Consider the following 25,171-nt stretch of genomic DNA (forward strand, 5'->3'; position numbering starts at 1 on the left):
AGGCACCTACCAACCCAGGAGACGGCCATGGGCAACCCACTGACAGCAGTACCGATGAAGGCGGCGCGATGGAGCGCCGAACACCCCTGGCGGGCGATTCTCGGCTGGATCGCCTTCGTGGCGTTCGCGGTCGGGCTCGCGGTCGCCATCCCGAGCAAGGAGGCCACCGACGCCGACTACCGCATCGGCGAGTCCGGGCGCGCCGACGCCATGGTGGCTCAGGCCGGCCTCGAGGCGCCGAACACCGAGAACATCCTGATCACCGCCGGGTCCGGCAAGCTCGACACCGGTCAGGCCGAGCAGGCTGCTGACGCCGTCGCCACCGGCGTGAAGGGGGCCGACGGCGTCGCGAGCGTCGCGAAGCCGCAGTGGAACCAGGACCGTACGGCGCTGCTGGTCTCGGTCGAGCTCGAGGAGGACGTCGACGAAGCGGACGCCGTCCAGGCGGTGACCGACGGCGTGCAGGAGGACTTCTCGGACCTCCAGGTGCGCCAGGCCGGCGACGTGTCCGTCGATGCGGCGATCAACGATCGGGTGGCCGAGGACCTCGGCTCCGCCGAGACGATCAGTCTCCCGGTCACGCTGATCCTGATGGCGCTCGCCTTCGGCGCGCTCATCGCGGCCGGGATCCCGGTGCTGCTCGCGGGCACCAGTGTCGCCGCGACCATGGGCCTGCTCGCCCCGCTGTCCTACCTCATCCCGTCCGACTCGACCGTCTCCAGCATGATCGTGCTGATCGGCATGGCGGTCGGCGTCGACTACTCGCTCTTCTACCTCAAGCGCGAGCGCGAGGAGCGCGCCAAGGGCAGGTCCACCATCGATGCGGTCGAGATCGCAGCCCGTACGTCGGGCCACTCGATCCTGGTGTCCGGTGGCGCGGTCATCGCGGCGATGGCCGGACTGTTCGTGGTCGGCAACGCGACCTTCAACTCGCTCGCTATCGGCTCGATCCTCGTGGTGGCGGTCGCCGTGCTCGGCTCGATCACCGTGCTGCCGGCGCTGCTGGTGAAGCTCGGCCGTTGGGTCGACCGGCCGCGGGTCCCGCTGCTGTGGCGGCTCAACCGCCGCATCGGCCGCGGCGGCATCAGCAGCCGCCTGCTCGCCCCGGTGGTGCGCCACCCCGTGGTCGCCCTGGCTCTGTCGGGCGTGGTGATCCTCGGTCTCGCCGTACCGGCTCTGGGCATGAAGACCCACTCCGGCACCCTCGACACGCTGCCCGCCTCGATCCCGCAGGTGCAGACGATCAAGGACATCAGCGCGAGCTTCCCGGCAGACGAGGGCGCCTCGGCGCGCGTCGTCGTAGCGTCCGGCGACGCCTCGCCTGAGCAGGTCGCGGCAGCCCTCGACGAGCTCACCGACCAGGCGGTCGCCAGCGGCGACTTCGTGGCGTCGGGACGCGGCATCCAGACGTCGCAGGACGGGACGACGTCGGTGATCGTGCTCGGGATGCCGTTCGACGAGACGGACCCGCGGGTGGACGACGCGCTGCACCTGCTGCGCGACGACCTGGTGCCGGTGACCCTCGACGGCCTCGGAGAGCACGCCGTCGGCGGTGGTGCCGCCGAGAGTCTGGACTTCGCCGAGCAGCAGGACGGCCGGCTGATGCTGGTCATCGGCTTCGTGCTGCTGCTGACGATGATGATCATGGCGACGACGTTCCGCAGCATCCCGCTCGCGATCATCTCGACGGTGCTCAACCTGGCGTCGATCGGTGCGGCGTTCGGGGTCATGACGCTGGTCTTCCAGCACGGCTGGGGGAGCGGGATGCTCGACTTCACCAGCCCCGGGTTCGTGATCGACTGGCTGCCGCTCTTCGTGCTGGTGGTGCTGGTCGGGCTGTCGATGGACTACCACGTCTTCGTGCTGAGCCGGGTCCGCGAGCACATGAACAGCGGCCTGCCGACCCGGCTCGCCGTGGAGCGCGGCATCGCCGACACGGCCGGTGTGGTCACCAGTGCCGCCGCGGTGATGGTGTCAGTGTTCGCGATCTTCGCGACGCTGAGCATGCTCGAGATGAAGATGATGGGCGTCGGCCTCTCGGCCGCGATCCTGCTCGACGCGACCCTGGTCCGCCTGGTCATGCTGCCGGCGATCCTGGTGCTGATGGGCGACAAGGTGTGGTGGCCCTGGAAGCCGCGCCGCCCGCAGGCCCGGGTGGTCGAGGAGCCGGAGCCGGCGTACGCAGGGTCTTATGTCGAGTAAGTAGATGATGTTACGGTGCGCAGCATGGACGCTTCGTCTCGGGCGACGACCCGACGCACCCTGCTCCGTTCTGCCGCCGTCATCGGCGGTGCCCTCGCCACGCAAGCGCTCGCGCCACTCGGCCGGGCGCTTGCTGGCGCTCCGGCCATCCTCAAGCCGCTGCCGGCCGACCAGTTCGTCGACTTCGGCACCAACGCCGAGACGCGCTGGTCCTCCGTGGACCCACGCCGCTACCTGACGCCGCAGTCGCGGCTCTTCGTCCGCAACCACACGGTGACGCCGACGATCGACGCGTCGTCGTACGCCTTGAAGGTGTACGGCGACGGGCTCCGCTCGCCGCGCACCGCGGCCAGCCCGGTCTCCGTGACGCTCCGCGATCTCAAGCGGCTGCCGCGGACCAGCCTCATCACCACCCACGAGTGCACGGGCAACGGGCGCAGCTTCTTCTCGAGCCAGCAGGGCACCCCTGCCTCGGGCACGGCCTGGACGCTCGGCGCCGTCGGCACGGTGCGCTGGGAGGGCGTGCGGCTGCGCGACCTGCTCCGCCACCTCGGTCTCGACCGCGACGCGGTCTCGGTGCAGGCGACCGGGCTCGACCCGGGCTATGTGACCGGTGGTGTCGACTACGGCCCGGTGCGCAGGCCGTTCCCGATCGCCAAGGCGCTCGACGACGCGCTGCTGGCCTGGGAGATGAACGGTGAGCCGCTGCTGCCCGACCACGGGTACCCGCTCCGGCTGGTGCTGCCCGGCTGGGTCGGCATCGCGAGCATCAAGTGGCTCGGCTCGCTCGAGGTCTCGACGACCGAGCTCACCTCGCCCTGGAACACGAAGTGGTACCGGATCGGTGATCAGGTGCTGACCACCAACCCGGTGCGCTCGGCGTGGGAGCTGCCGTGGGGCGCCCAGCTCGCGCGGGGCCGCCGGCTTGACCTGACCGGCCGGTCCTGGAGCGGCGCCGCTCCGATCCGCCGGGTCGAGGTCAGCGTCGACGGCGGTACGACGTGGGAGCGGGCGCACCTCGGGCGTGCCCGCGAGCGTGGCTGGACGCAGTGGAGCTGGTCGTGGCGGCGACCCGAGGTCGGCTCCCACGAGCTGCTCGCCCGTGCGACCGACAAGGTGGGGCGCACCCAGCCGCTGGTCACGCCGTTCAACGACAACGGGTACTTCTTCGACGCCGTCGTGCGCCATCCGGTGACGGTGGTCTGAGCACGATCGGCACGTACGCCGGCCCGGCGCGTCGAACGCCGGGCCGGCTTCCCCCGGAAGCGGGGCGGCGGGGTCAGGACGTGGTGCCGCTGTCCGCCGTCTCGCAGGCAGCCAGGCGCTCGTTGGCCTTGGCCAGGCGCATCTGCTGAGCCTTCTTGGCCTTGGCGACCTTCTCCTTCTTCACCTTGGCGGCGTGCAGTGCCGCCACGGCTTCGGCCCGCTCGGAGCGGTTGTCGGCGTGCTTGACGTCCTGCCGCGCGTCGGCGACGTGCTCCTTCTGCTGGGCGAAGACCGCCGTCACCCGGGCCAGGGCGTCCTCCGCCTTCTGGACCTGCGCCTCCTGCTTCGCGCACGGCTCCCGGTCCGGCTTGTCGGCGTGGGCTGCGAGCGGCGCTGCTCCCATGGTCAGCGCGACGGTCGAGAGGAGGGCGACGGTGGTCGTCCGAATGCGGTGCATGTGAACTCCTTGTTCTCGGGGCGATCGCCCCTGGGCAGGTCATGGAGTTCATGTCGCGAGTGCCGTCGTGCGTTACAGCCCCGAGACGCTGGACGGATCGGCGGACGTGCTGGGTTTCGCGGTCTTGCTGGGTTTCGCGGTCTTGCTGGGCTTGGCGGGGTGACTGGGGGTCGCGGCCTGGGTCGGCTTGACCGGGTGCGTCGGCTTGGTGGGGTGGGTCGGCTTGACCGGGTGCGTCGGCTTGGTGGGGTGGGTCGGCTCGGCCGAGCTGCTGGGGTGCGCCGGCCGGGTCGGGTCGGCGGCCTGGCTCGGCGTCGCGGGACGGGTCGGCCCGCCGGTGCTGCCCGGCGTCGTGGAGTCGCTCGGCCTGCCGGTCTGTGACGGTGCGGCCGAGGTGTCGGGCTGGCCCGGCCCCGTGGTCGGCTCATCGCTCGACCCGGTGCTCGGCCCCGGCTCCGGAGCCGTCGGCTGGGGGTTCCGGGGCTCGTCACGCTGCGGGTTGTGCGGCCAGCCGGGCGGTTCGACCCAGCCGGCGGCGTACGACACGCCGATGCCGCCGAAGACCGCGGCGGTGGCGAGCGCGGCCGCCGGCGCGAGGACCCGGAGTCGACCCCGGACCGGCGCCGGTCGAGGAGCGCTGCGCGCCGCCGCTGCCAGCCTGCCGACGAGCTCGTCGTCGGTGAGCGGCTCGTCCACCGACGCGCGCAGCGCGCGACGGACGTCTGAGCGGGAGAAGCGGCGCGTCACGGGATGAACATGTCACAAGACGGCCCGATCGTTACGCTCCGGAGGCCGACAGATGGGCAGGATGGGTGATGGCGTCTCGTGGAGCGAACGGACCGCTGGTCTCGCGCGCCCTCGACGGCGACGAGGACGCCTGGCGGGAGCTCTACTCTCTGCACGGTCGCCGGCTGAGGGTCTGGCTCGCGTCGCTCCCCAGTGGCGACCCGGCGGCGTCGCCGGAGGACGTCGCCGCCGACGCCTGGCTGACCGCTGCTACCAAGCTCGGGGAGTTCACCGGCTCCGACGACGACTTCGCGGGATGGCTCTTCACGATCGCCCGGCTCGTCCTCAACAACCGGCGGCGGGCCGCCCAGCGGCGTCGTACCGACGCGCACGAGCCAGGGTCGCCGGACGTCGCCTGGGGCGTCGCCGACTCGCCGGAGGGCGACGTGGTCGGCCAGGCGGAGACCCGCCGGCTGCTCGCGATGCTGAGCCCGCGGGAGGCAGAGGTCCTCGCCTGTCTCGAGGTGGTCGGCCTCGACGTCGCCTCGACGGCGCGGGCCCTCGAGATGAGCCCGACGGCGGTGCGGGTCGCCCGGCACCGTGCCTTGCGGCGGCTCCGTCAGCACTTCACCGACGAGGGCACCTGACCTGGGGTTTCGCCGATCTCTGCGCTGGAAACCCTCTCAGCGGACGCCCGACCGGGCGTGAACAGAGGGAGAGACTCATGGGATATGGACTCGGCATCTTCTTGCTGGCGGTGGGGCTCATCCTCGCCCTGGCGGTGACCGACCAGCTCGCCAACGTCGACCTCACGATGGTCGGCTGGATCCTGGCCGCTGCCGGGGCGCTGATCATCGTCCTCACTGCGGCGACCACGGCGTCTCGCCGCCGGTCGACCGCCGTGACGCAGTACTCCGACGGCAGTCGCGTCGTCCAGGAGCGCAACGACCCGCCCCCGGCCGTCTGACGCTGGCTATCTGTCCTGCACGACCCTCGGCTGCGCCTCGGGGCGCAGCCAGGTGAGCAGCCAGCGCATCTGTGCGGGGTTGCCGACCTGCGTGCAGCCGGCTGTCGGCGCCCAGCGGTGGTCGGGCTTCGAGGTGTGGAAGAAGATCCCGCTGCCGGCTCCCGGCACCGGCCGCGGGCCATGCCCCGGGCGCAGACGGACGTTGTTGAAGTCGAGCACCCACCCGGATCGCATCGACGGCCGGTTGCCCGACCTGACGCCGGGGACCTCCAGCCACGTGTTGTAGGTGGCCCCGGCCCTCGAGGAGACGACCGAGGTGGCCCGGCGCTGACGCCACGGCATCGCGCCGGGGTTCGCCGTCCCGGTCGTGAAGGTCACCTTGATCCGGAACGTGCCGCCGGGGGAGCGGCCGTCACCTTCGCGGCGCTTCCCCCATCCGTGCACGCCGATGCTGGAGCGGAACTCGCGGCGATTCGTCCACCCGCCGTCGGCACCCCGCTCCCACGCCTGCGTGACCGTGCACCAGACCTTGCGGCAGTACTTCCTGCTCGACACCGTGCGGACGACCTGGGTCGTGCCGGCCGGCACCACTGCCGCCCAGGCGGGATCGAGGCGACGGTCGGAGGCGGCTGTCGCTGGCGCAGGCACGAGCGCGCACGTCGTACCCACGAGGAGGAGGGCGACGAGCGGTCCGCCGAGTCGGGTGAGCACTCCCTGATGATCACACGCCCGATTGGGTGAGGTCCTCTCTCGCGCGGTAAGGTTCTCCGGTTGCCTGCACAGGCGACAACTGCCGTCAAACGGCCGCGGAACCAGAGTGCCCCGGTGAACAGGCCCGGGCGCGCCGCGCAACGACTGAGCCCGAGAGGGCCGGAGAAGGAGCCCGCATGTCAATCGGTACCGACGCGGAGACCAAGAAGAAGATCATCGCTGAGTACGGCAAGACCGAGGGCGACACCGGTTCGCCCGAGGTTCAGATCGCGCTGCTGAGCCACCGCATCAGCCACCTCACCGAGCACCTCAAGACGCACAAGCACGACCACCACAGCCGTCGTGGTCTGCTGCTGCTCGTCGGCCAGCGCCGTCGTCTGCTGAACTACCTGCAGAAGACCGAGATCGCCCGATACCGCTCCATCGTCGAGCGCTTGGGTCTGCGTCGCTGAGCTTCCCGGTCTCCGGGGCGGAGCGGCTGCCCCTTCCGGGCAGCCGCTTCGTCTGCATTTCGACCCGACGCCGATAGGCTCGGGAACGCACGACCGAAGAACTGAATCCGAGTAGAACCCCCAGGATCCACCGCCTCGTTCTGGCTCGGTCCTCGGTAGTGGCTCCCCCTGGACAGGGTGGGCCTCGATCGAAGACCGGCCCTCTCACATTGGTGAGCGGGACGTGGCCGGTGGCTCCGTGAACAGAAATAGGGAACGACCCTTGACTGACTCCACATCCAACGAGCCCGTGATCTCCGCCGTCGAGACTGTCCTCGACAACGGCAAGCACGGCCAGCGCACGGTGAAGTTCGAGACCGGGCTGCTCGCCCGGCAGGCCGCCGGTGCGGTGACCGCCTACCTCGACGACGACACCATGCTGCTGTCGGCCACTACGGCCGGCAAGCACCCCAAGGACCACTTCGACTTCTTCCCCCTGACGATCGACGTCGAGGAGCGGATGTACGCCGCGGGCAAGATCCCCGGCTCGTTCTTCCGGTCCGAAGGCCGCCCGGGCGAGGACGCGATCCTCACCTGCCGCCTGATCGACCGTCCGCTGCGCCCGACCTTCAAGAAGGGTCTGCGCAACGAGGTCCAGGTCGTCATCACCGTGATGGCGCTCGACCCCAACACGCCGTACGACGTCCTCGCGATCAACGCGGCGTCGCTCTCCACCCAGATCTCCGGCCTGCCGTTCTCCGGCCCGGTCGGCGCCGTCCGCGTCGCCCTGATCGAGGGCCAGTGGGTGGCGTTCCCGACCCACAGCCAGCTCGAGGACGCCGTGTTCGACATGGTGGTCGCGGGTCGCGTCACCGAGACCGGTGACGTCGCGATCATGATGGTCGAGGCCGAGGCCACGGAGCAGACCTGGACCCTCGTCGAGGGTGGCGTGCAGGCTCCGACCGAGGCCGTCGTCGCCGGTGGCCTGGACGCGTCCAAGCCGTTCATCAAGCAGCTCTGCGAGGCGCAGGCCGAGCTGGCCAACGTCGCTGCGAAGCCCGTCCAGGACTTCCCGGTCTTCCTCGACTACGAGGACGACGTCTACGCCGCCGTCGAGGCTGCTTCCACGGCCGACCTCAGCGTCGCGATGCAGATCGTCGACAAGCTCGAGCGCGAGGCCAAGACCGACGAGCTGAAGGCGGCGCTGCTCGAGCAGCTCGGCGGCCAGTTCGAGGGTCGCGAGAAGGAGATCGGCGCGGCGTTCCGCTCGGTCAGCAAGCAGGTCATGCGCGAGCGCGTGCTGCGCGACAAGATCCGCATGGACGGTCGCGGCCTTGCCGACATCCGTCCGCTGCACGCCGAGGTCGGCGTGGTCCCGCGGGTGCACGGCTCCGCGCTGTTCGAGCGTGGCGAGACCCAGATCCTGGGCGTCACCACCCTCGACATGCTCAAGATGGAGCAGCAGCTCGACACGCTCTCCCCGGAGAAGCACCGCCGCTACATGCACAAGTACATCTTCCCGCCGTTCTCGACCGGCGAGACCGGCCGCGTCGGCTCCCCGAAGCGTCGCGAGGTCGGCCACGGTGCGCTCGCGCGCCGCGCCCTGCTGCCGGTGCTGCCCGACCGTGAGCAGTTCCCGTACGCGATCCGCCAGCTCTCCGAGGCCATGGGCTCCAACGGCTCGACCTCGATGGGCTCGGTCTGCGCGTCCACCCTGGCGTTGCTCCAGGCCGGTGTGCCGCTCAAGGCTTCGGTCGCGGGCATCGCGATGGGCCTGATCTCGGGCGAGGTCGACGGCGAGACGCAGTACGTCGCGCTCACCGACATCCTCGGTGCCGAGGACGCGTTCGGCGACATGGACTTCAAGGTCGCCGGCACCCGGGAGTTCGTCACCGCTCTCCAGCTCGACACCAAGCTCGACGGCATCCCGGCCGAGGTCCTCGCTGCGGCGCTGAACCAGGCCAAGGACGCCCGGATGACGATCCTCGACGTGATGGCCGAGGCCATCGACGAGCCCGAGGAGATGTCGATCCACGCCCCGCGGATCATCACGATCAAGGTCCCCGTGGACAAGATCGGCGAGGTCATCGGGCCGAAGGGCAAGATCATCAACCAGATCCAGGACGACACCGGTGCCTCGATCTCGATCGAGGACGACGGCACGATCTACATCGGTGCCACCAACGGTGAGGCCGCTCAGGCAGCGAAGGACGCGATCAACCAGATCGCGAACCCGACGATGCCGGAGATCGGCGAGCGCTACCTGGGCACGGTCGTCAAGACGACCAACTTCGGCGCGTTCATCTCGCTGATGCCGGGCAAGGACGGGCTGCTGCACATCAGCAAGCTGCGCGACCTGGCCGGCGGCAAGCGGGTCGACGCCGTCGAGGACGTCGTGTCGGTGGGCCAGAAGATCCAGGTCCAGATCGCCGAGATCGACGACCGCGGCAAGCTGTCGCTGGTCCCGTACATCGAGGGCTCCTCGGACGACGCTGCCGGCGAAGGCGCGGACGACTCCGAGTGACCACTGCTTCATCGTCGACCCGCTCGAAGGCAACTTCGGGCGGGTCGACGCCTTCTCAGACCACCGTCACACTCGTCACCGAGCACGACAGTGGGGGACAGGTGACCTCCAAGGTCCGCCGTACGACGTTGCGCAGCGGGCTGCGGATCATCACCGAGCAGCAGGCCGGTGTCCGATCTGCGGCCATCGGCGTGTGGGTCGGGGTCGGCTCGCGCGACGAGTCACCGGCCCTGCACGGCTGCTCGCACTTCCTGGAGCACCTGCTCTTCAAGGGGACGCCGGAGCGCTCGGCGCTGGACATCTCAGTGGCCCTGGACGCGGTGGGTGGGGAGTTCAACGCCTTCACCGCGAAGGAGTACACCTGCTTCCACGCACGGGTCCTCGACGAGGACTTGCCGCTGGCCGTCGACGTGCTCGGCGACATGATCACCAGCTCGACGCTCGCGCCCGAGGACGTCGAGGCCGAGCGTGACGTGATCCTGGACGAGATCGCGATGCACGACGACGACCCCGACGACGTCGTCCACAACCTCTTCGCCCTGCAGGCCTGGGGCGACTCGCCGCTGGGTCGCGGGATCGCCGGCACCGAGGACTCGATCGCTGCCCTGACCCGGGCCCAGGTCCACCGCTTCTACCGCCGGCACTACCGGCCCGCCAACATCGTGGTCGCGGCCGCGGGCAACGTCGACCACAACACCGTCGTACGCCAGGTCAAGGCGGCGTTCGGACGCAACGGCTGGCTGGACGTCGAGGAGACCCCGGTCGCACCGCGACACGGCGGCCGCAAGAAGGTCCGGCCGGGCCAGATCGAGGCGACCCGCCCGTTCGAGCAGGTCAACTTGGTGCTCGGCATGGAGGGACTTCCTCGCGACGACGACCGTCGCTTCGCGCTCGGCGTCCTCAACACCGCCCTCGGTGGTGGTACGTCGAGCCGGCTGTTCCAGGAGGTGCGCGAGCACCGGGGCCTGGCGTACTCCGTCTTCTCGTTCTCGTCCCACCACGCCGACTCCGGCCTGGTCGGGGTGTCGGTCGGCTGCCTGCCCAACCGCCTCGACGACGTCCTGGTGGTGGTCCGCGACGAGCTGGCGAAGGTCGTGCGTGACGGCATCACCGCCGAGGAGCTGGCCCGCGGCAAGGGTCAGCTGCGCGGCGGCCTGGTGCTCGGTCTCGAGGACTCCGCATCCCGGATGTCGCGCATCGGCAAGGCTGAGCTCGTCCACGACGAGTTGCTGGGCATCGACGAGGTGATGCGGCGCATCGACGCCGTGACCGTCGAGCAGGTGCGTGATGTCGCTCGTGATGTCTTCGGTCGGCCGGAGATCCTTGCGGTCGTCGGTCCGGCGTAGTCCTGGTCAGGATCCGTAGAGATCCGCCATCGCCCGGCCGTAGCCGGAGACCAGGTCCTCCATGGAGGCGCCGGCACATGCCTGCCCGATGAGCGCGTCGAACAGGACGACTGCGTTGAAGATCATGGACAGCGGCCAGACGACCACCTCGGTCACCAGTGGCTGGATGGACACCGGCTGGAGGTAGCGGAAGACCACCGCAGACACCGACTCGCCGAGCTCGAACCCGGTCAGCGGGAGGCTGGAGTTGACCAGGTGCAGGAAGCGGGCGGTGTTGTCGACCGCGTCCGGTGCGACGTCGTGCTCGAGCGCGACGATGTACTGCAGGACCGGGGGCAGGTCGTGCTCCGGGAGGAAGCACAGGTTGACCACCGCGACCGCGCCGTTCTCGGCGACCAGCGGGATCACCAGCTGTGCCGGCGCCTGTCCCTGGGCAGCCACCAGCCGGTTGTCGATGTCGCCGGAGGCCAGCTCCTCGCCCAGGAGGCCGAGGAGCTCGTACGCCGGGTCCTGCGAGGGATCGAGCGCTGGGGGAACCACCGGCTACATCGACTCCATCTTGGACAGCTTCTTCTCGATCAGCTCCTGGCCGGACGGCGCCACGGCCTCCTCGCGGGTGACGTTGATCGTGCTGAGCAGCATGTAGGCGTCGTAGAGCTCCTTCCACGACTCGTGAGGGAACCTGGCCGGGATGCCCGACGGCTTCTCGACCTCAGCCTCCAGTGCGCCCCATACGCCTTCCTGTCCGGTGTCGTCCGCCCAGAGCATCGCCTCCCGCATCTCCGAGGCGATGACGGCGGTGTTGGACGCCAGGCGGGCGACCTCGTTGGCCTTCTCGATCGCCACGCTGCGAGCCTTGACGTCGTCCCCGACCTCGGCGCCGTCGTTCTTCTTCTTGGACCGCTCGTTGGCCTTCTTGACGTTCTTGACGATGGTCCTGTTGGAGTCGATGACGGTCTTCTTGCCGCCGCCGTCTGCCTCGATCTCGTCGGCGGGTTGGCCGCCCTGGATCTGCTTGGCGATCTCGGTGCGCTTGCTGGCATCGCGGATCTTGGCGCCGATCTTGGTCGCGGCGTAGACGCCGCCGGCGATCGCCGCGGCGATCCCGATGCCCCAGCCGATCGGGTTCGAGACGATGAGCAGGGCGCCGGCCGCGATGCCCAGCACGCCCAGGGCGGTCTTCACCACTCCGACGCCGAGCTTGAACTTCTCGGCGCTCAGGATCGCCGGCTTCCATGACTCCTTGCCGCGCTTGCTGTACATCTCCTGCGAGCGCCCCCAGGTCAGGCGGCACAGCTTCTGGACGGCCTTGCCGCTCTTCCAGAGGCCCTGGAGGGTCTGCACCGAGCCGACGGCCACGCCGAGCCCACCGGCGGCCGCACCGAGCGCGCCGTTCGCGACCCCCGACTTCATCGCCGCCTTGATGCCGGACTCGCCGGCGCTCGCGAGGTAGCCCATCTCGACGCCGCCCTTGGCCATGGTGACGGCGCCACCGAGGGCCTGCATGCCCTGGTTCTTGTACTTGCGGTCGGACAGGTTGCTCATGCCCTTGTCGCCGTACGCCTCGGCGTCGTTGCCCATCTTGCGGGCGTTGTTGAGTCCGGTCAGGGCATCGGCGGTGGTGAGCAGGCCGGCCGCGCCCCCGACCGCGCCGCCGAGCGCGTTGCCGGCCACCCCGGTCCCCGTCGTCGCCATCCCGGCGACCTTCGCGCCGCCGACGACGGTGCCGACGACGGTGGCCTTGCCGCGCTCCTCCATGTTGGTGGGGAGCTTGCCGGCGCCGCCCTGGTACTTCTTGGGCGGCGGGGTGAGGTTGTTGACCTGGGGCGGGCCGGGCTGAGCCGCCTCCGGGCCCGGGCCGGCGGCGGGCTTCTTCCTGAAGTAGTCCATGAGCCCGCGCCGGACCGTGTGCGTGGTGGCGACGCTGCGCACGATCGCAGCGTGGGCGCGTGGCGAGACGCCGGGCGCGGTGGCGACCTGGCGCCGGGTGCCTCCGTCTGGTTGCAACGTGTGCGCGAGCTCGTGTGCGAGGACCCGGTCGCCGCTGGGTGTGCCGGGCGCGTACTGCCGGCTCCCGAAGAAGATGTCCTTGCCGGTGGTGAACGCCGTCGCCGAGACGGCGCCGTTGAGCTTGGCCGCGTGGGAGTCGTCGTGGATGCGGACCGACGAGAAGCTGGTGTTGAACGCGGTCTCCATGCGTCGGCGTACGTCGGCGTCGAGTGCGCGTCCTCCGCCGCGGCGGGACTCGATGGCCGAGCTGGTGCCCGAGTCCAGGGCGCCGCCCTCGTAGCCGACCACCGGTGTCCCGCTGGGCGGGGCCGCGCTGCGGCGCACCTGCGAGTGGTCGCAGCCGGGGCCGTGCGAGTGGGTGTCGCCCTCGAGGCGGCGCAGCCTGCCGAGCGCGCTGTCGGCCATGGCGTCGGCGTCGCGCTCGGCGCGGTCCTCGGCGTGCCCGACCATCAGTGGCACCGGAGCGATCGCGCCCATCATCGGCTCGACGGCCACCGGCTGGGGAGCCGCCTGCTCCGCTTCCTGGGTCGCGTGGGTCGGGCCGTTGCTCACGGAGGGATTCTCCTCCCGCGGAGGCTCCGAGTCTCACGAACCGCCTGTACGGAGCGGATTTCTCAGGTGGTCAAGACCGGTCGGGGAGCGGAAGCCCCGCAGGTGGGCGCCGGCCGAGCTTGATGTGCTCGCGGTGCACGGACTCGGTGACGTGGCGCATGCCGAGTGGCACCCCCTCCGCGACCGCGGCGTACACGGCCGTGAGGACCATGTTGCGGACGTCGCCGCCGGCGAGCTCGACCGCCGACGCCAGACGTACGACGTCGACCGGGTCGTCGGGGTCGGTGGCGAGGTCCTCGAGGTGGTGGGTCCAGAGGCGCTGGCGGGTCGGCTCGTCCGGGTCCGGGAAGGCGACCATGAAGTGCAGACGCCGCGCGAATGCCGGGTCGATGTTGCCGCGCAGGTTGCTGGCCAGCACTGTGATGCCGTCGAACTGCTCCATCCGCTGCAGCAGGTAGGCGATCTCCTGGTTGGCGTAGCGGTCCTTGGCGTCCTTGACCTCGGAGCGCGAGCCGAACAGCGCATCGGCCTCGTCGAAGAACAGCACCGCGTTGGTGGCCTCGGCCTCCTGGAAGACGCGCTCGAGGTTCTTCTCGGTCTCGCCGATGTACTTGTCGACGATCGAGGACAGGTCGACCTGGTAGAGGTCCATCCCGAGGGAGTCGGCGACGACGTGCGCGGCCAGGGTCTTGCCGGTGCCGGGAGGCCCGGAGAAGAGTGCGCAGATCCCGATGCCCTTGCCGCCCTTCCCGTGGAGCGGTCCCATGGCCGCGACCTCGTCGCGGTAGCGGGCCCAGTCCAGCAGACGCTGGACCTCGCCGAGCGCGGCCGGGGGCAGCACCAGGTCGTCGAGGGTGACCGAGGAGCCGGCGTTCGCGCGCACGCTGCGGCCGCGACTCAGCTCGCGCGCCGAGTGGCGGACCCGCTCGGCGGTGACGTCGTCCTCGCCGTGCAGCGCTGCGGTGGTCGTGGCGTGCCGCCCGACGATCGCGATCTGCTCGGGCGAGAGCGGCATGCCGCTCACCTCGCGGCTCGCGTCGCCGTCCCCCAGCAGGGGAGCCCACAGCGCCTGGCGCTCGGCGACCGAGAGGCGCGGCGCGGGCACGGTCAACGGGAGGTCGGCCGGCCACTGCGGGTCCCAGGGCTCGACGCTGACCGCGATGACGGGGACGGCCGAGCGCGTGTAGACGTCGGCGCGCACCCGCTCCGCGCCGACCAGTACGACGACGCTGCCGGCGAGCCCGCCTTCGAGCAGGATGTCCAGCGTGGCCTGCTCGACGGACGAGGCCGGGTCGAGGCGGGCCAGGTCGGCCACCAGGTGGGCCACCCCGAGCCGGCGGCACGCCGCGGTCGCCATGGCGGCACCTGCGCCGGCGCCGGGTGCGTGCACCCAGACCAGCCGCTGGCCCGCACTGAGTGCGGAGGCGACCAGGGTGGTGCCCTCGACCTCGACCGGGACAGCGTCGAGCAGCATGGTCAGCACGCGTTGCGGCGGCAGGTCGTCGCCGCCCGACAGGTGCGCCGCGACCCGATCGGCCACCACCACGCGGCGGCTGAGCAGCACGTCGATGCCGGAGGTGTCGATCAGGCCGTAGTGGACGAGCGGAGACCGCGGACCGAGGTGGGCGCGGGCCGCGCGGGCGTCCGCGGGCAGCCCGGCGACCTCTAGGGCGACCGCGACGCTCGGCCGGGCCGGGCCGGGGTCACCCGACAGCAGGCCGAGCAGGAGGTGGCCGCTGACGCTCTGGTCGGCGAGCGCCGCCACCTCGAGGATCGAGGCGTCCGTGGGCGAGAGTCCGAACTGGTGGGCGATGGTGCCCAGGGCCGCCTCGAGGTCGACGTCGCCGAACTCGGGGCCGAGTGCGGCGAGGGCGGCCTCGGCCGTCGCGGCTCCCGACCATCCGGCCTCCACGCGACGTGCGACGGCATGGGCGAGCCGGACCGCGAGCGTCTCCACGTCGTCAGGATTCCATGACCCTCTGGTCACCGCAGCAGAAGTGCGACGACGCCGGCGCAGGCGCAGGCCCAGAGCACGCTCGTGAACGTGCCGATGATGAACCGCTCGGCGGTGCCGACCTCGGCCGCCCGTAGCTCGGGGTAGCGGCCGAGACCCTTCAGGGCGAGCACGACCGCCAGGCCCTCGGGCCACCCCGCGACCAGCGCCGCGAAGATCGCAACTCGCTCGAGCGCGCCGATCCAGGCGCCGCCACGCAGGACCTGCCCTGCGTGGTCGAGCGAGCCGGCGGGTGGCTCGCGTCGGTCGACGAGGTCGAAGACGAGCGCGGTGACCGGGCCGCCGCCGGCGATGGCCAGCGCGCCTCCGAGAGCGACGAGCGCCGTCGCGGCTGCTCGCCCGTCGACCGTCACCTGGTCAGGGGTGGCCGCGACCACCGCCGTGGCCGCGAGCGCCACGAGGGACACCGGGGCCCAGATCCTCCGCCCGGGAGCGGTCCAGGCGGCCGCGCTGCACAGCAGCGCGAAGCCCAGCAGCACGAGCGCAAGCGCACCCCAGTTGTCGGGGCTCATCGGTGGTCCTCGTCCATCGTCAGGTCCTTCCCGAGCAGGTGGGCGGTGAGGCCTGCGACGAGCTCGCGGGCCCGGCGGCCCTCGACGATCCCGGCGGCCTGGGCCCGCTGGCTGACGGCCGACTGGCTGATGCCGAGCCGCTCGCCGACCTCGCCGTACGAGAGGCCCTCGGCGACGAGGTCGGCGACCTCCCAGCCACGGCTGGTCCGGCGGTCGAGCACCGCAGCCCAGAGCCAGATCGTGGTCTCGAGCGCGCGCGCGGCGGGGGCGTCGCCGACGACCCGGGTGTGCCAGGGGCTGTTCTTGGCGGCCGTCACCGCGGTCCGCGCGTGGACGTACGCCGGGCCGCGTCCGGCGCGGGTGTGGTCGGGGAGCGGCTCCTCGACCGCCCCGACCCCGACGCCGATGTTCCACTCGTCGGCGCGCAACAGCCGCTCGAGCACGTCGGCCACGGCCGTCCCACGGTCGAGCACGCCCTGCAGCTCGTCGCCCACCGTGCGCTCGAACGCCAGGCGGGTCGGCACGTCGTCAAGCCGGGCGAGCGCCTCGGGGATCAGGTCCGGGCCGGTCCGGCTCCCACGCTGGTCCACGGTCAGGACCACGACGGGGGTGGTCATGGACTCGAGCGTAGTTCAGGGAAAAACCTTATGCAATACAGATGAAGGTTATTTCCTTATCGACGGCCGATGATGCCGACGACCGGCGGGGCCTTCTGGTCGACGACCGAGACCCGGAAGCCGCCCTCCTGGAGCGAGGCGGACGCCTTGCGGACGATGTTGGGCACCAGCTCGGGACGGTTGGCGTCGAAGAAGAGGTAGACCGCGCCGCCCGGCAGCACTCGCTCGTGGAGCAGGGCGACCTCGTCGGCACAGGAGCGGATCCAGAAGAGGTTGACGTTGAACGCGAACACCTTGTTGAGCCGCTTCACCGGGACGCGCAGCGTCGCCAGATCGATCTGACGGACGGTGAGTCGGCCGCTGTCGACGAAGCGCTGTCCTCGTCGCTTGGTGCGGTCGACACCGGACTCGGACCGGTCGATCGCGAAGACCTTCCCGGTCTCCAGCCGCTCACAGATCGCTTCGGCGCCGAAGCCAGGGCCACAGCCGATCTCCAGAACGTGATCCGATGGCTGGATGTCCATCATGTCGACCGCCCATCGGATCCGTGGCGGCATGGTCTGCAGAGACATGCCCACAGACTGCCAGACGGTCGGCGCGGAGTCAGGCACCGCCGGGCCGGTAGATTGACGACGTGAGTGATGGCGCGATCAAGGTAGGCGTGCTGGGTGCGCGAGGACGGGTCGGCACCGAGGTGTGTCGGGGGGTCGAGGAAGCCGACGGGATGGAGTTCGTGGCGGCGATCGACGCTGGCGACGACATCGGCGACCTGGTGTCCGCGGGAGTCGAGGCGGTCGTCGACTTCACCCACCCCGACGTGGTCATGGACAACCTCGAGTTCTGCATCGACCACGGCATCCACGCCGTCGTCGGCACCACAGGCTTCGACGACGGCCGGCTCGACGAGCTGCGCGGCTGGCTCGAGAACGCGCCCGCAACGGGCGTGCTGATCGCGCCGAACTTCTCGATCGGCGCGATCCTGATGATGCGCTTCGCCGTCGCGGCTGCGCCGTACTACGAGTCCGTCGAGGTTATCGAGCTCCACCACCCCACGAAGGCGGATGCGCCGTCCGGCACGGCTCGTCGTACGGCGGAGCTGATCGCCGCGGCCCGCCGGGACGCCGGCCTCGGTCCGGTGCCCGACGCGACGAGCACCGGCCTCGAGGGCGCTCGCGGTGCGGATGTCGACGGCATCCGGGTGCACGGGCTGCGGATCCGCGGCCTGGTCGCGCACCAGGAGGTGCTGCTCGGTGGACCAGGGGAGACCCTGACGATCCGCCACGACTCGCTCGACCGCGCCTCCTTCGTGCCCGGTGTGCTCACAGGTCTGCGCGCGATCGGCGACCACCCAGGTCTCACGGTCGGCCTCGAGCACTTCTTGGAACTGGGCTGAGCTCGGACCTGGGCTGACCTCTGCAGGTTCGTGCATTGCACGAACCTGCGCGTGCCTCCTGGTACCGCCCGTCGTTGAGAGCGACAAGGCTGCGGATCACGCAGCCCTCCTCGACGACGAGAAGGACCTCTCATGCGCACGATCTCGGGACTGGCCGCTCTGGCGGCACTGGCAGTCGTGGCCGTCGGAGCACCAGCCGGTGCTGCCCCCGCCTCGGTGGAGAACGATGCCACCGCGTACGACGTGGTCGGCGTCATCACGGACCCCGACGGCACCACCCACACCCGGATGGTGCGGACGTACGACGGATTGCCGGTCATCGGCGGCGACCGGGTCGTCCACCGGGGCCCGGCAGGCGCCGCGCGCGGGGTGAGCCAGACCCTCGAGGCGCCGCTGAGCCCGGTGACCACTCCGGTCCTCGGTATGAACGCGGCCGAGGCCCTCGCCGGCCCGAAGGTCGAGTCCTCGCGACTCGTCGTCGACGCCACCTCGGGCACCGGCCGCCTCGCCTGGGAGGTCATCTCCGGCGGGACCCAGGCCGACGGCACGCCGAGCCGCCTCGCGACGTACGTCGACGCGCGCAGCGGCAAGGTGCTGTGGCGTGAGCAGCAGATCCAGACCGCCGAGGGCTCCGGGCAGTCGCTCTACTCCGGCACGGTGCCGCTGCAGCTCACGCAGTCGGGCTCGTCGTACCAGCTCAAGGACGCGACGCGCGGCAACACCTACACGACCGACCTCAACAACAAGGAGGACTCGCTCCTGTGCCAGATCCTCGGGGCGGGCTGTCAGGCGGGGACGCTGTTCACGAGCCCGGACACGTCGTTCGGCACCGGCTCGGCCAGCAGCCGCGAGTCGGCGGCGGTCGACGCGCAGTACGGCACCAACACGACGTGGGACTTCTACAAGACGACGTACGGGCGCAACGGGATCTTCGGCGACGGGACCGGCTCCTACAACCGGGTCCACTACGGCAAGAACTACGTGAATGCCTTCTGGGACGGCACCAAGATGACGTACGGCGACGGCGACGGCACCAGCTACGGACCACTCGTCTCGCTCGACGTCGCCGGCCACGAGATGTCGCACGGCGTCACCGAGCACTCGGCCAATCTGACCTACGAGGGCGAGTCCGGTGGCCTCAACGAGGCGACGTCGGACATCTTCGGGACGATGGTGGAGTTCTTCGCCGCCAACGCCAACGACCCGGGTGACTACCTGATCGGTGAGGAGTTCGACCTCGCCCACCACGCCGGTCTCCGTCGGATGGACAACCCGGCGGCCGACGGTGACTCGCTCAACTGCTGGTCCTCCACGGCCGGCGACGTCGACGTCCACTACTCCTCGGGCATCGGCAACCACTTCTTCTACCTGCTGGCCGAGGGGTCGGGCGCGAAGACCCTCAACGGGGTCTCGTACAACAGCCCGACCTGCAACGGCTCGACCGTCAGCGGCATCGGCCGCGACGATGCGGCGCGGATCTGGTACCGCGCCCTGACGGTCTACATGACGTCCGGCACGGACTACCACGGTGCCCGGACGGCCAGCCTGGATGCGGCCCGCGACCTCTTCACCGCGGGCAGTGTCCAGTACAACGCGGTCGCCACGGCCTGGAGTGCTGTCGGCGTGAGCTGACCCTCTGGGAGACCGCGAGGGGGGCCCGCACCGGCAACGGTGCGGGCCCTACCTGCCTCTAGAAGAGGAGCCGGAAGAGCGCGGCCACGAGCGCCGCGCCGAAGACGACGACCAGGAACGGCGCGCGCAGCAGCAGGAGCACCACGGCCACACCGAGGCCGAGGGCGCGGGCGTCGATCGACAGGCTGTGCCCGTCGCTGAAGACCTGCACGGCGATCAGTGCGGCGAGCAGGGCGACCGGGATGTAGTCGGCGACCCGCTCCACGAGGGGTCGTTCGAGCACGCGGGGCGGGACCGACAGGCCGGCCAGCTTGAGCAGGTAGCAGCCGACGCCGGTCGCGATGATCGCCGCCCAGATCATGGAGCACTCTCCTGGAGCTCGTCCTTCGTGAGGACGCCGGCCAGCAGGGCGACGGCAGCGGCGGCGAGCACGGGTACGCCGGCGGGCACGAGCGGCACCGTCGCGAGCGCGACCACTGCGGCGGCCGCGGCGATCAGCTGGTTGCGCCGACCCTTGAGCCGCGGCCACAGCAGCGCGAGGAACGCCGCGCCCACGGCAGCGTCGAGCCCATAGGTGCGGGGGTCGCCGATGGCGTTGCCGGCGACGGCACCGGCCAGCGTGGCGAGGTTCCAGAGCACGAAGATCGAGACCCCGGTGGTGAGAAAGCCGAGGCGGGCGGCGGCTGTCGTATCCCGGGTCACCGACATCGCCGTCGACTCGTCGATCAGCACGTGCGCGCCGAGCACGCGGCGCCAGCCCCGCCAGGCGAGCAGGGGAGCGAGGCGCAGCCCGTAGAGCGTGTTGCGGGTGCCGAGCAGCATCGCGGTCAGGGCGCCCGAGATGGGGGCGCCGCCGGCGGCGATCACGCCGACGAGGGCGAACTGGCTGGCCCCGGTGAAGACCAGGAACGACAGGGCGCAGGTCTGCGCGACCGACAGTCCCGACGCGACCGAGACGGCGCCGAAGCCGACGCCGTACGCCCCGGTGGCGACACCGACCCCCAGGCTGTCGCGGATGATCGACGACCGCTCGCGCGGGTCGAGCGGGGCGTCGGTCACTCCCGAGAGGCTAGTGCGGTGGCGTCAGTGCCGGCGTACCCGCACCGCGCGCTGGTGGTGGAAGTCGTGGAGAAGCAGGTAGTTGAGAAGGAGGCCGGCGAGGAGACCCCAGCCGATGCCGGCGGCGACCAGGGACGGCCCCTCGATGAGCTGGGCCAACCAGACGCCCGATAGCGCGCCTACGACGAGCGCGGTGACGACCACCAGCATGCGGTGGAACTGCGGCAACGGACCGAACACGACCTGCCTCCGATTCTGGAGTGGGACTCCATCCTGACCCGGCATTCCCAGAAAGCAAGAGGTTCAACCTGTGAGTGCGGTGTGCAACCTGACCTGCTTGACGAGGGTGGTGCCGGCGCCGTCCAGGTCGAGCTCGCGGTGGGCGCCGTCGGCGGCCCAGCCGGCCTCGGTCAGGAACTTCCGCAGAGCGTCGTCGCCAGCCATCGACCAGAGCACGGCGCGCTGGAACCGGTCGGCGGCCAGGGTGTCGGCCGCCGCCTGCAACAGGCGTGAGCCATGGCCCTTGCCGCGCTCGCCGGGGTCGATGGTGACCTCGGAGAGCTCGGCGTCGACGATCGGGTCGCAGTCGGGGTCGCTCGCGGGGGAGGTGATCGCGAAGCCGACGACGCGGTTGCGCTCGAGCGCCACGAGGACGCGGTTGCGGGCGTCGCGCGGCTTGCTCAGCGAGGCCTGCCAAGCCGCGGCGGCGGCCGAGACATCGTCGGGCAGCGCGTCGGCGGGCACCAGGTCGGCGTACACCTCGCGCCAGGTGCGCACCTGCAGCTCGGCGATCGCCGCGGCGTCGTCGGCCCAGGCGATGCGCACCGACACGTCGGCGGTGGGGCTGCTCATGCAGGGCATCCTGTCAGGAAGGTCGCTGTTACAGGACATTGCTTGTCGGGATGAAAAGTGTAACAACTCTGGTAGCGTGCCGGACATGTCCGACTCCGCCTTCGCTGAGCTGCTCGCCGACGACGGGCGGGTCGAGCCGCGCGACGCGATGCCGGATGCCTACCGCCGGACCCTGATCCGCCAGATCGCCCAGCACGCACACTCCGAGATCATCGGGATGCAGCCGGAGGGCAACTGGATCGCCCGGGCGCCGAGCCTGCGCCGCAAGGCGATCCTGATGGCGAAGGTGCAGGACGAGGCCGGGCACGGGCTCTACCTGTACGCCGCGGCCGAGACACTGGGCGTGGACCGAGCCGACCTCTTCGACCAGCTGCACACCGGGCGGCAGAAGTACTCCTCGATCTTCAACTACCCGACCCTGTCGTGGGCGGACGTCGGTGCGATCGGCTGGCTGGTCGACGGCGCCGCGATCGTCAATCAGGTGCCGTTGTGCCGCTGCTCCTACGGCCCGTACGCGCGCGCCATGGTGCGGGTCTGCAAGGAGGAGTCCTTCCACCAGCGCCAGGGCTTCGAGATCCTGCACACGCTCGCCCACGGCGCGCCCGCCCAGCGCGCAATGGCACAGGACGCCGTGGACCGCTACTGGTGGCCGTCGCTGATGATGTTCGGCCCGCCCGACGACGAGTCGCCCAACTCGGCGCAGTCGATGGCGTGGGGGATCAAGCGGTTCTCCAACGACGACCTGCGGCAGCGCTTCGTGGACATGACGGTGCCGCAGTCCGAGGCGCTCGGCCTGACGCTGCCCGACCCCGAGATCCGGTGGAACGAGGAGCGGGGCCACTACGACTTCGGCGCGATCGACTTCACCGAGCTCGGTGAGGTGATCGCCGGCAACGGTCCTTGCAACCGCGACCGGATGGCGCACCGCGTAGGCGCTCACCAGGACGGTGCGTGGGTGCGCGACGCCGCCTCGGCGTACGAGGCGAAGCGAACTGCTCGCACGCAGGGTGCGGCATGAACACCTGGCCGTTGTGGGAGGTCTTCGTCCGCTCGAAGCGCGGCCTCTCGCACGTGCACGTCGGGTCGCTGCACGCTCCCGATGCCGAGCTGGCGCTGCGCAACGCCCGAGACGTCTACACCCGCCGCCAGGAGGGGGTCTCGCTGTGGGTGGTGCCGTCGTCGGAGATCGTCGCGTCGGACCCGGGGGAGCGCGAGACGTTCTTCGACCCGGCCGACGACAAGGTCTATCGGCACCCGACCTTCTACTCGGTCCCCGACGGGGTGGAGCACCTATGAACACCCCACCAAGTTCTTCGTCTCCCCCGCTTCGCTCCTCCGACGAACAACTTGTCGGGGACCCCGTTCGTGCGCCGCTCTTCGGCTACGTCCTTGGACTCGCGGACGACGCCCTCGTGTCGGCACAGCGGATGAGCTGGTGGATCAGCCGGGCGCCGGAGCTCGAGGAGGACCTCGCGCTCGCCAACATCGGGCTCGACCAACTCGGCCAGGCACGCGCGCTGCTGTCGTACGCCGGAGAGGTCGAGGGCGCCGGCCGGACCGAGGACGACCTCGCCTACCTGCGCGACGACCGCGAGTTCCGCAACGTCTGGCTGGTGGAGCGCCCGCAGACCGACTTCGGGGTCGCGATGGCGAGACTGCTCGTGTTCTCGACCTGGCAGTGCGAGCTGTACGCCGCGCTCGCGTCCTCGACCGACGCCACGTTGGCGGGCATCGCGGGCAAGGCGGTCAAGGAGGTCGCCTACCACCGCGACCACGCCCGGCTCTGGACGCTGCGTCTCGGCGACGGGACCACGGAGTCCCACGACCGGATGCAGGCAGCGCTCGAGGGGGAGTGGCCGCACGTCGAGGAGCTCTTCGCGCCGGTCGAGGGCGCACTCGTGGACCCGCAGTCGCTGCGGTCCGCCGTACTGAGCCGGGTCGAGGAGGTCATCGTCGAAGCGACGCTGTCGGTCCCGCAGGTCTCGCCGGCGATCGGGGGAGGCCGGCGAGGCCTGCACACCGAGCACCTCGGGCACCTGCTGGCCGAGATGCAGCACCTGCACCGCTCGCACCCGGGGGTCACCTGGTGATGCCGCACTCTGCCGCGTGGAAGATCGCCGCCGACCTGCCCGACCCGGAGCTGCCGGTCGTCACCATCGCCGACCTGGGGATCCTGCGCGACGTCACCGAGGACGATCAGGGGCGCGTGCACGTGCAGATCACGCCGACGTACTCCGGCTGCCCGGCCATGGAGACGATCAGCGAGGACCTGGTCGAGGCGCTGACGGCGGCGGGCTACCAGCATGTCGACGTCGAGTTCGTGCTGGCGCCGGCCTGGACGACGGACTGGATGACCGAGGAGGCCAAGACCAAGCTCGCGGCGTACGGTGTCGCGCCGCCCGGCACCGTCGCCCTGGCGCTGTCCGTGCGGTGCCCGCAGTGCGGGTCGCTGGACACCCGCGAGTCGAGCCGGTTCGGCTCCACGGCGTGCAAGTCGCTGTGGGTGTGCCGGTCGTGCCGCGAGCCGTTCGACCACTTCAAGGCGCACTGAGTGTCGGCGACCTTCCATCCGCTGCGGGTCGCGGCGATCGATGAGCTGACCGACGACGCGGTCGCGCTCACCTTCGAGGTGCCGGCCTCGCTGGCCGACGAGTTCGTCTACACCCCGGGTCAGCACCTCAACATCCGCGGCGGCGACGACGTGCGCCGGTCCTACTCGATCTGCACCGCGCCGTCGTCGGGCCGGCTCCGGATCGGGGTCAAGCGTCTGCCCGGAGGTGCGTTCAGCGAGGGGGTGCTCGGCTCGCTGCGGGTCGGGGACACCCTTGACGTGATGACGCCCGCGGGGCGCTTCACCACGGTCATCGACCCCACCGTCGCTCGGCGATGTGTCGTGGTGGCCGCGGGCTCCGGGATCACGCCGGTCCTCTCGATCGTCACCTCGATCCTGGAGGGGGAGCGCGGCTCCTCCGTCACGCTGATCTATGCGAACCGGACGCACCGGACGGTGATGTTCCTCGACGAGGTGCACGACCTCAAGGACCGCTTCCCGTCCCGGCTGCAGATCGTGCACGTGCTGTCGCGCGAGTCCTCCGACGTCGAGCTGCTCTCCGGACGCCTCGACGGGTCTCGTCTGACCCGCATCGTGTCCGCGCTGGTCCCCGGCCCCGCCGACGCCGACTGGTTCCTCTGCGGTCCGCAGCAGATGCTCGTCGACCTGCGCGCCACGGTCTCCTCCCTCGGGGTCCCGGACTCCCAGGTCCACAGCGAGCTCTTCCACGCCGACCCGGTCCCGCGCGCCCCGGTCGCCGCCCTCGACGGCGGCGCCGAGGGGACCGCGCGGGTCACGATCCGCCTGGACGGCCGGTCCTCGGAGCTCGACCTCCGCCCCGACGACGTACCCGTGCTCGAGGCCGCCCTCCGCGTGCGCGCCGACCTGCCCTTCGCCTGCAAGGGCGGGGTCTGCGGCACCTGCCGCGCGCGCCTCGTCACCGGCACGGTCGCGATGGACGCCAACTACGCGCTCGAGCCCGATGAGATCGAGCGTGGCTACGTGCTCACGTGTCAGGCGCACCCGACCGCGGCTGAGGTCGTGCTCGACTACGACGGGTAGGGTCGAACACACCGCGATCACCGTCGAACCGTCCCTCGACGGGCGTGTCCAGGACACCGGGAGCGCGCGTCGAGCTCCACCAGATCCGCCAGGTCTCGTCGTGGGGGTCGAACAGCCGCAACGTGAACCCGACGAACGGCGGCCCGCCGTCCGCGGGCTCGGGCACCGTCATCTCGTCCGTGTGACCGATGCCGGTCAGGATCGGCCCGACGACGCTGGATGCGTCGAACTCGACCCACTCGTCACAGGTCGGGTCGGTGACGTCGACGAGCTTGCGGTTGCGGACCGACCACTGACCGAAGACGAAGTCGAAGTCGTGCTGTGAGGGGGACATGTCGGCGACGCTA

At 70.8% G+C, this 25,171-nt stretch carries 28 protein-coding genes; 14 read left to right on the top strand and 14 right to left on the bottom strand.

Annotated features, from left to right (window positions below):
• Nucleotides 1–27 precede the first annotated feature (27 nt).
• A complete protein-coding gene (locus tag ABEA33_RS24630; protein ID WP_345529755.1) occupies nt 28–2,202 on the top strand; it encodes an MMPL family transporter in 2,175 nt (724 codons plus the stop codon).
• A 24-nt stretch (nt 2,203–2,226) separates the two neighbouring features.
• Complete coding sequence (locus tag ABEA33_RS24635; protein WP_345529756.1) at nt 2,227–3,408, top strand: sulfite oxidase; 1,182 nt, start codon at nt 2,227–2,229, stop codon at nt 3,406–3,408.
• Nucleotides 3,409–3,481: 73 nt separating this feature from the next.
• Here the strand turns inward: ABEA33_RS24635 and ABEA33_RS24640 are convergent, their stop codons facing one another.
• Both ABEA33_RS24640 and ABEA33_RS24645 read right to left on the bottom strand, forming a co-directional pair.
• The gene (locus ABEA33_RS24640; RefSeq protein WP_345529757.1) at nt 3,482–3,865 is read right to left on the bottom strand and encodes a hypothetical protein; all 384 of its coding nucleotides are present in this window, start codon (nt 3,863–3,865) and stop codon (nt 3,482–3,484) included.
• 72 nt (nt 3,866–3,937) lie between these two features.
• Complete coding sequence (locus ABEA33_RS24645) at nt 3,938–4,612, bottom strand: hypothetical protein (RefSeq protein WP_345529758.1); 675 nt, start codon at nt 4,610–4,612, stop codon at nt 3,938–3,940.
• Nucleotides 4,613–4,680: 68 nt separating this feature from the next.
• On the opposite strand from ABEA33_RS24645, the gene ABEA33_RS24650 reads away from it, so the two are divergent.
• Together ABEA33_RS24650 and ABEA33_RS24655 are read left to right on the top strand one after the other, a co-directional pair.
• Nucleotides 4,681–5,238: an RNA polymerase sigma factor gene (locus ABEA33_RS24650; RefSeq protein WP_345529759.1), complete on the top strand. Its 558-nt coding sequence runs from the start codon at nt 4,681–4,683 to the stop codon at nt 5,236–5,238.
• A gap of 77 nt (nt 5,239–5,315) precedes the next feature.
• A complete protein-coding gene (locus ABEA33_RS24655) occupies nt 5,316–5,558 on the top strand; it encodes a DUF6458 family protein (RefSeq protein ID WP_345529760.1) in 243 nt (80 codons plus the stop codon).
• A 6-nt stretch (nt 5,559–5,564) separates the two neighbouring features.
• On the opposite strand, the gene ABEA33_RS24660 is transcribed toward ABEA33_RS24655, so the two are convergent.
• Nucleotides 5,565–6,269, bottom strand: coding sequence for a L,D-transpeptidase family protein (locus tag ABEA33_RS24660; protein WP_345529762.1), 705 nt, complete (start codon nt 6,267–6,269; stop codon nt 5,565–5,567).
• Nucleotides 6,270–6,445: 176 nt separating this feature from the next.
• Here ABEA33_RS24660 and rpsO point away from each other — a divergent pair, with 176 nt between their 5' ends.
• From rpsO to ABEA33_RS24675, 3 genes are all read left to right on the top strand, one after another.
• On the top strand, nt 6,446–6,721 hold the full coding sequence (gene rpsO, locus ABEA33_RS24665; protein WP_345529763.1) for a 30S ribosomal protein S15: 276 nt from the start codon (nt 6,446–6,448) through the stop codon (nt 6,719–6,721).
• 262 nt (nt 6,722–6,983) lie between these two features.
• Nucleotides 6,984–9,224 (top strand): polyribonucleotide nucleotidyltransferase, encoded by a 2,241-nt coding sequence (locus ABEA33_RS24670; RefSeq protein ID WP_425577472.1) that lies wholly within the window; start codon nt 6,984–6,986, stop codon nt 9,222–9,224.
• 101 nt (nt 9,225–9,325) lie between these two features.
• Nucleotides 9,326–10,570: a M16 family metallopeptidase gene (locus ABEA33_RS24675; protein WP_345529764.1), complete on the top strand. Its 1,245-nt coding sequence runs from the start codon at nt 9,326–9,328 to the stop codon at nt 10,568–10,570.
• Nucleotides 10,571–10,576: 6 nt separating this feature from the next.
• Here the strand turns inward: ABEA33_RS24675 and ABEA33_RS24680 are convergent, their stop codons facing one another.
• From ABEA33_RS24680 to ABEA33_RS24705, 6 genes are all read right to left on the bottom strand, one after another.
• Nucleotides 10,577–11,110 carry a hypothetical protein gene (locus ABEA33_RS24680; protein ID WP_345529765.1) on the bottom strand — a complete coding sequence of 178 codons (534 nt, stop codon included), beginning with the start codon at nt 11,108–11,110 and terminating at the stop codon, nt 10,577–10,579.
• A gap of 3 nt (nt 11,111–11,113) precedes the next feature.
• The gene (locus ABEA33_RS24685; protein WP_345529766.1) at nt 11,114–13,132 is read right to left on the bottom strand and encodes an eCIS core domain-containing protein; all 2,019 of its coding nucleotides are present in this window, start codon (nt 13,130–13,132) and stop codon (nt 11,114–11,116) included.
• A gap of 70 nt (nt 13,133–13,202) precedes the next feature.
• Nucleotides 13,203–15,089, bottom strand: coding sequence for an ATP-binding protein (locus ABEA33_RS24690; RefSeq protein ID WP_345529767.1), 1,887 nt, complete (start codon nt 15,087–15,089; stop codon nt 13,203–13,205).
• Nucleotides 15,090–15,115: 26 nt separating this feature from the next.
• Nucleotides 15,116–15,658 (bottom strand): hypothetical protein, encoded by a 543-nt coding sequence (locus tag ABEA33_RS24695; RefSeq protein WP_345529768.1) that lies wholly within the window; start codon nt 15,656–15,658, stop codon nt 15,116–15,118.
• A complete protein-coding gene (locus ABEA33_RS24700; protein ID WP_345529769.1) occupies nt 15,655–16,275 on the bottom strand; it encodes a transposase in 621 nt (206 codons plus the stop codon). Before ABEA33_RS24700 ends, ABEA33_RS24695 begins: the two co-directional genes overlap by 4 nt.
• A 56-nt stretch (nt 16,276–16,331) precedes the next feature.
• On the bottom strand, nt 16,332–16,847 hold the full coding sequence (locus ABEA33_RS24705; protein WP_345529770.1) for a class I SAM-dependent methyltransferase: 516 nt from the start codon (nt 16,845–16,847) through the stop codon (nt 16,332–16,334).
• Nucleotides 16,848–16,909: 62 nt separating this feature from the next.
• On the opposite strand from ABEA33_RS24705, the gene dapB reads away from it, so the two are divergent.
• Together dapB and ABEA33_RS24715 are read left to right on the top strand one after the other, a co-directional pair.
• Complete coding sequence (gene dapB, locus ABEA33_RS24710) at nt 16,910–17,668, top strand: 4-hydroxy-tetrahydrodipicolinate reductase (protein ID WP_345529771.1); 759 nt, start codon at nt 16,910–16,912, stop codon at nt 17,666–17,668.
• Between the two features lie 132 nt (nt 17,669–17,800).
• Nucleotides 17,801–19,300: a M4 family metallopeptidase gene (locus tag ABEA33_RS24715; protein WP_345529772.1), complete on the top strand. Its 1,500-nt coding sequence runs from the start codon at nt 17,801–17,803 to the stop codon at nt 19,298–19,300.
• A gap of 58 nt (nt 19,301–19,358) precedes the next feature.
• Here ABEA33_RS24715 and ABEA33_RS24720 read toward each other — a convergent pair whose 3' ends face one another.
• The 4 genes from ABEA33_RS24720 to ABEA33_RS24735 all read right to left on the bottom strand — a co-directional run bounded on the left by ABEA33_RS24720 (nt 19,359) and on the right by ABEA33_RS24735 (nt 21,211).
• Nucleotides 19,359–19,661, bottom strand: a complete 303-nt coding sequence (locus tag ABEA33_RS24720) for an AzlD domain-containing protein (protein WP_345529773.1) — start codon at nt 19,659–19,661, stop codon at nt 19,359–19,361.
• Nucleotides 19,658–20,359 (bottom strand): AzlC family ABC transporter permease, encoded by a 702-nt coding sequence (locus tag ABEA33_RS24725; protein ID WP_345529774.1) that lies wholly within the window; start codon nt 20,357–20,359, stop codon nt 19,658–19,660. Before ABEA33_RS24725 ends, ABEA33_RS24720 begins: the two co-directional genes overlap by 4 nt.
• A gap of 24 nt (nt 20,360–20,383) precedes the next feature.
• Complete coding sequence (locus tag ABEA33_RS24730) at nt 20,384–20,599, bottom strand: hypothetical protein (RefSeq protein ID WP_345529775.1); 216 nt, start codon at nt 20,597–20,599, stop codon at nt 20,384–20,386.
• A gap of 63 nt (nt 20,600–20,662) precedes the next feature.
• Nucleotides 20,663–21,211, bottom strand: a complete 549-nt coding sequence (locus ABEA33_RS24735; protein WP_345529776.1) for a GNAT family N-acetyltransferase — start codon at nt 21,209–21,211, stop codon at nt 20,663–20,665.
• A gap of 85 nt (nt 21,212–21,296) precedes the next feature.
• Between ABEA33_RS24735 and paaA the strand changes: the two genes are divergently transcribed.
• The 5 genes from paaA to paaE all read left to right on the top strand — a co-directional run bounded on the left by paaA (nt 21,297) and on the right by paaE (nt 24,824).
• A complete protein-coding gene (paaA, locus tag ABEA33_RS24740) occupies nt 21,297–22,229 on the top strand; it encodes a 1,2-phenylacetyl-CoA epoxidase subunit PaaA (RefSeq protein ID WP_345529777.1) in 933 nt (310 codons plus the stop codon).
• Complete coding sequence (gene paaB, locus ABEA33_RS24745) at nt 22,226–22,507, top strand: 1,2-phenylacetyl-CoA epoxidase subunit PaaB (protein ID WP_345529778.1); 282 nt, start codon at nt 22,226–22,228, stop codon at nt 22,505–22,507. Before paaA ends, paaB begins: the two co-directional genes overlap by 4 nt.
• A gap of 116 nt (nt 22,508–22,623) precedes the next feature.
• Nucleotides 22,624–23,301, top strand: a complete 678-nt coding sequence (paaC, locus tag ABEA33_RS24750) for a 1,2-phenylacetyl-CoA epoxidase subunit PaaC (protein WP_345529779.1) — start codon at nt 22,624–22,626, stop codon at nt 23,299–23,301.
• Complete coding sequence (paaD, locus tag ABEA33_RS24755) at nt 23,301–23,762, top strand: 1,2-phenylacetyl-CoA epoxidase subunit PaaD (RefSeq protein WP_345530047.1); 462 nt, start codon at nt 23,301–23,303, stop codon at nt 23,760–23,762. Before paaC ends, paaD begins: the two co-directional genes overlap by 1 nt.
• Entirely contained in the window at nt 23,763–24,824 is a 1,062-nt protein-coding gene (gene paaE / locus ABEA33_RS24760; RefSeq protein ID WP_345529780.1) for a 1,2-phenylacetyl-CoA epoxidase subunit PaaE, read from the top strand.
• Here the strand turns inward: paaE and ABEA33_RS24765 are convergent.
• Nucleotides 24,769–25,158 carry a hypothetical protein gene (locus ABEA33_RS24765; protein WP_345529781.1) on the bottom strand — a complete coding sequence of 130 codons (390 nt, stop codon included), beginning with the start codon at nt 25,156–25,158 and terminating at the stop codon, nt 24,769–24,771. The two genes, paaE and ABEA33_RS24765, sit on opposite strands and share 56 nt — an antisense overlap.
• Between the last annotated feature and the right edge of the window lie 13 nt (nt 25,159–25,171).

It is taken from the genome of Nocardioides endophyticus (assembly GCF_039543845.1).
Lineage (GTDB): Bacteria > Actinomycetota > Actinomycetes > Propionibacteriales > Nocardioidaceae > Nocardioides > Nocardioides endophyticus.

Bases quoted from the DNA above. Each gene is read 5' to 3' on its own strand.
- paaD (WP_345530047.1), top strand. From the start codon at position 23,301: ATGCCGCACTCTGCCGCGTGGAAGATCGCCGCCGACCTGCCCGACCCG.
- ABEA33_RS24715 (WP_345529772.1), top strand. From the start codon at position 17,801: ATGCGCACGATCTCGGGACTGGCCGCTCTGGCGGCACTGGCAGTCGTG.
- paaA (WP_345529777.1), top strand. From the start codon at position 21,297: ATGTCCGACTCCGCCTTCGCTGAGCTGCTCGCCGACGACGGGCGGGTC.
- ABEA33_RS24635 (WP_345529756.1), top strand. From the start codon at position 2,227: ATGGACGCTTCGTCTCGGGCGACGACCCGACGCACCCTGCTCCGTTCT.
- ABEA33_RS24765 (WP_345529781.1), bottom strand. From the start codon at position 25,158: ATGTCCCCCTCACAGCACGACTTCGACTTCGTCTTCGGTCAGTGGTCG.
- paaB (WP_345529778.1), top strand. From the start codon at position 22,226: ATGAACACCTGGCCGTTGTGGGAGGTCTTCGTCCGCTCGAAGCGCGGC.
- ABEA33_RS24705 (WP_345529770.1), bottom strand. From the start codon at position 16,847: ATGTCTCTGCAGACCATGCCGCCACGGATCCGATGGGCGGTCGACATG.
- ABEA33_RS24720 (WP_345529773.1), bottom strand. From the start codon at position 19,661: ATGATCTGGGCGGCGATCATCGCGACCGGCGTCGGCTGCTACCTGCTC.
- ABEA33_RS24640 (WP_345529757.1), bottom strand. From the start codon at position 3,865: ATGCACCGCATTCGGACGACCACCGTCGCCCTCCTCTCGACCGTCGCG.
- ABEA33_RS24655 (WP_345529760.1), top strand. From the start codon at position 5,316: ATGGGATATGGACTCGGCATCTTCTTGCTGGCGGTGGGGCTCATCCTC.
- ABEA33_RS24735 (WP_345529776.1), bottom strand. From the start codon at position 21,211: ATGAGCAGCCCCACCGCCGACGTGTCGGTGCGCATCGCCTGGGCCGAC.
- ABEA33_RS24650 (WP_345529759.1), top strand. From the start codon at position 4,681: ATGGCGTCTCGTGGAGCGAACGGACCGCTGGTCTCGCGCGCCCTCGAC.
- rpsO (WP_345529763.1), top strand. From the start codon at position 6,446: ATGTCAATCGGTACCGACGCGGAGACCAAGAAGAAGATCATCGCTGAG.
- ABEA33_RS24630 (WP_345529755.1), top strand. From the start codon at position 28: ATGGGCAACCCACTGACAGCAGTACCGATGAAGGCGGCGCGATGGAGC.
- ABEA33_RS24695 (WP_345529768.1), bottom strand. From the start codon at position 15,658: ATGAGCCCCGACAACTGGGGTGCGCTTGCGCTCGTGCTGCTGGGCTTC.
- ABEA33_RS24700 (WP_345529769.1), bottom strand. From the start codon at position 16,275: ATGACCACCCCCGTCGTGGTCCTGACCGTGGACCAGCGTGGGAGCCGG.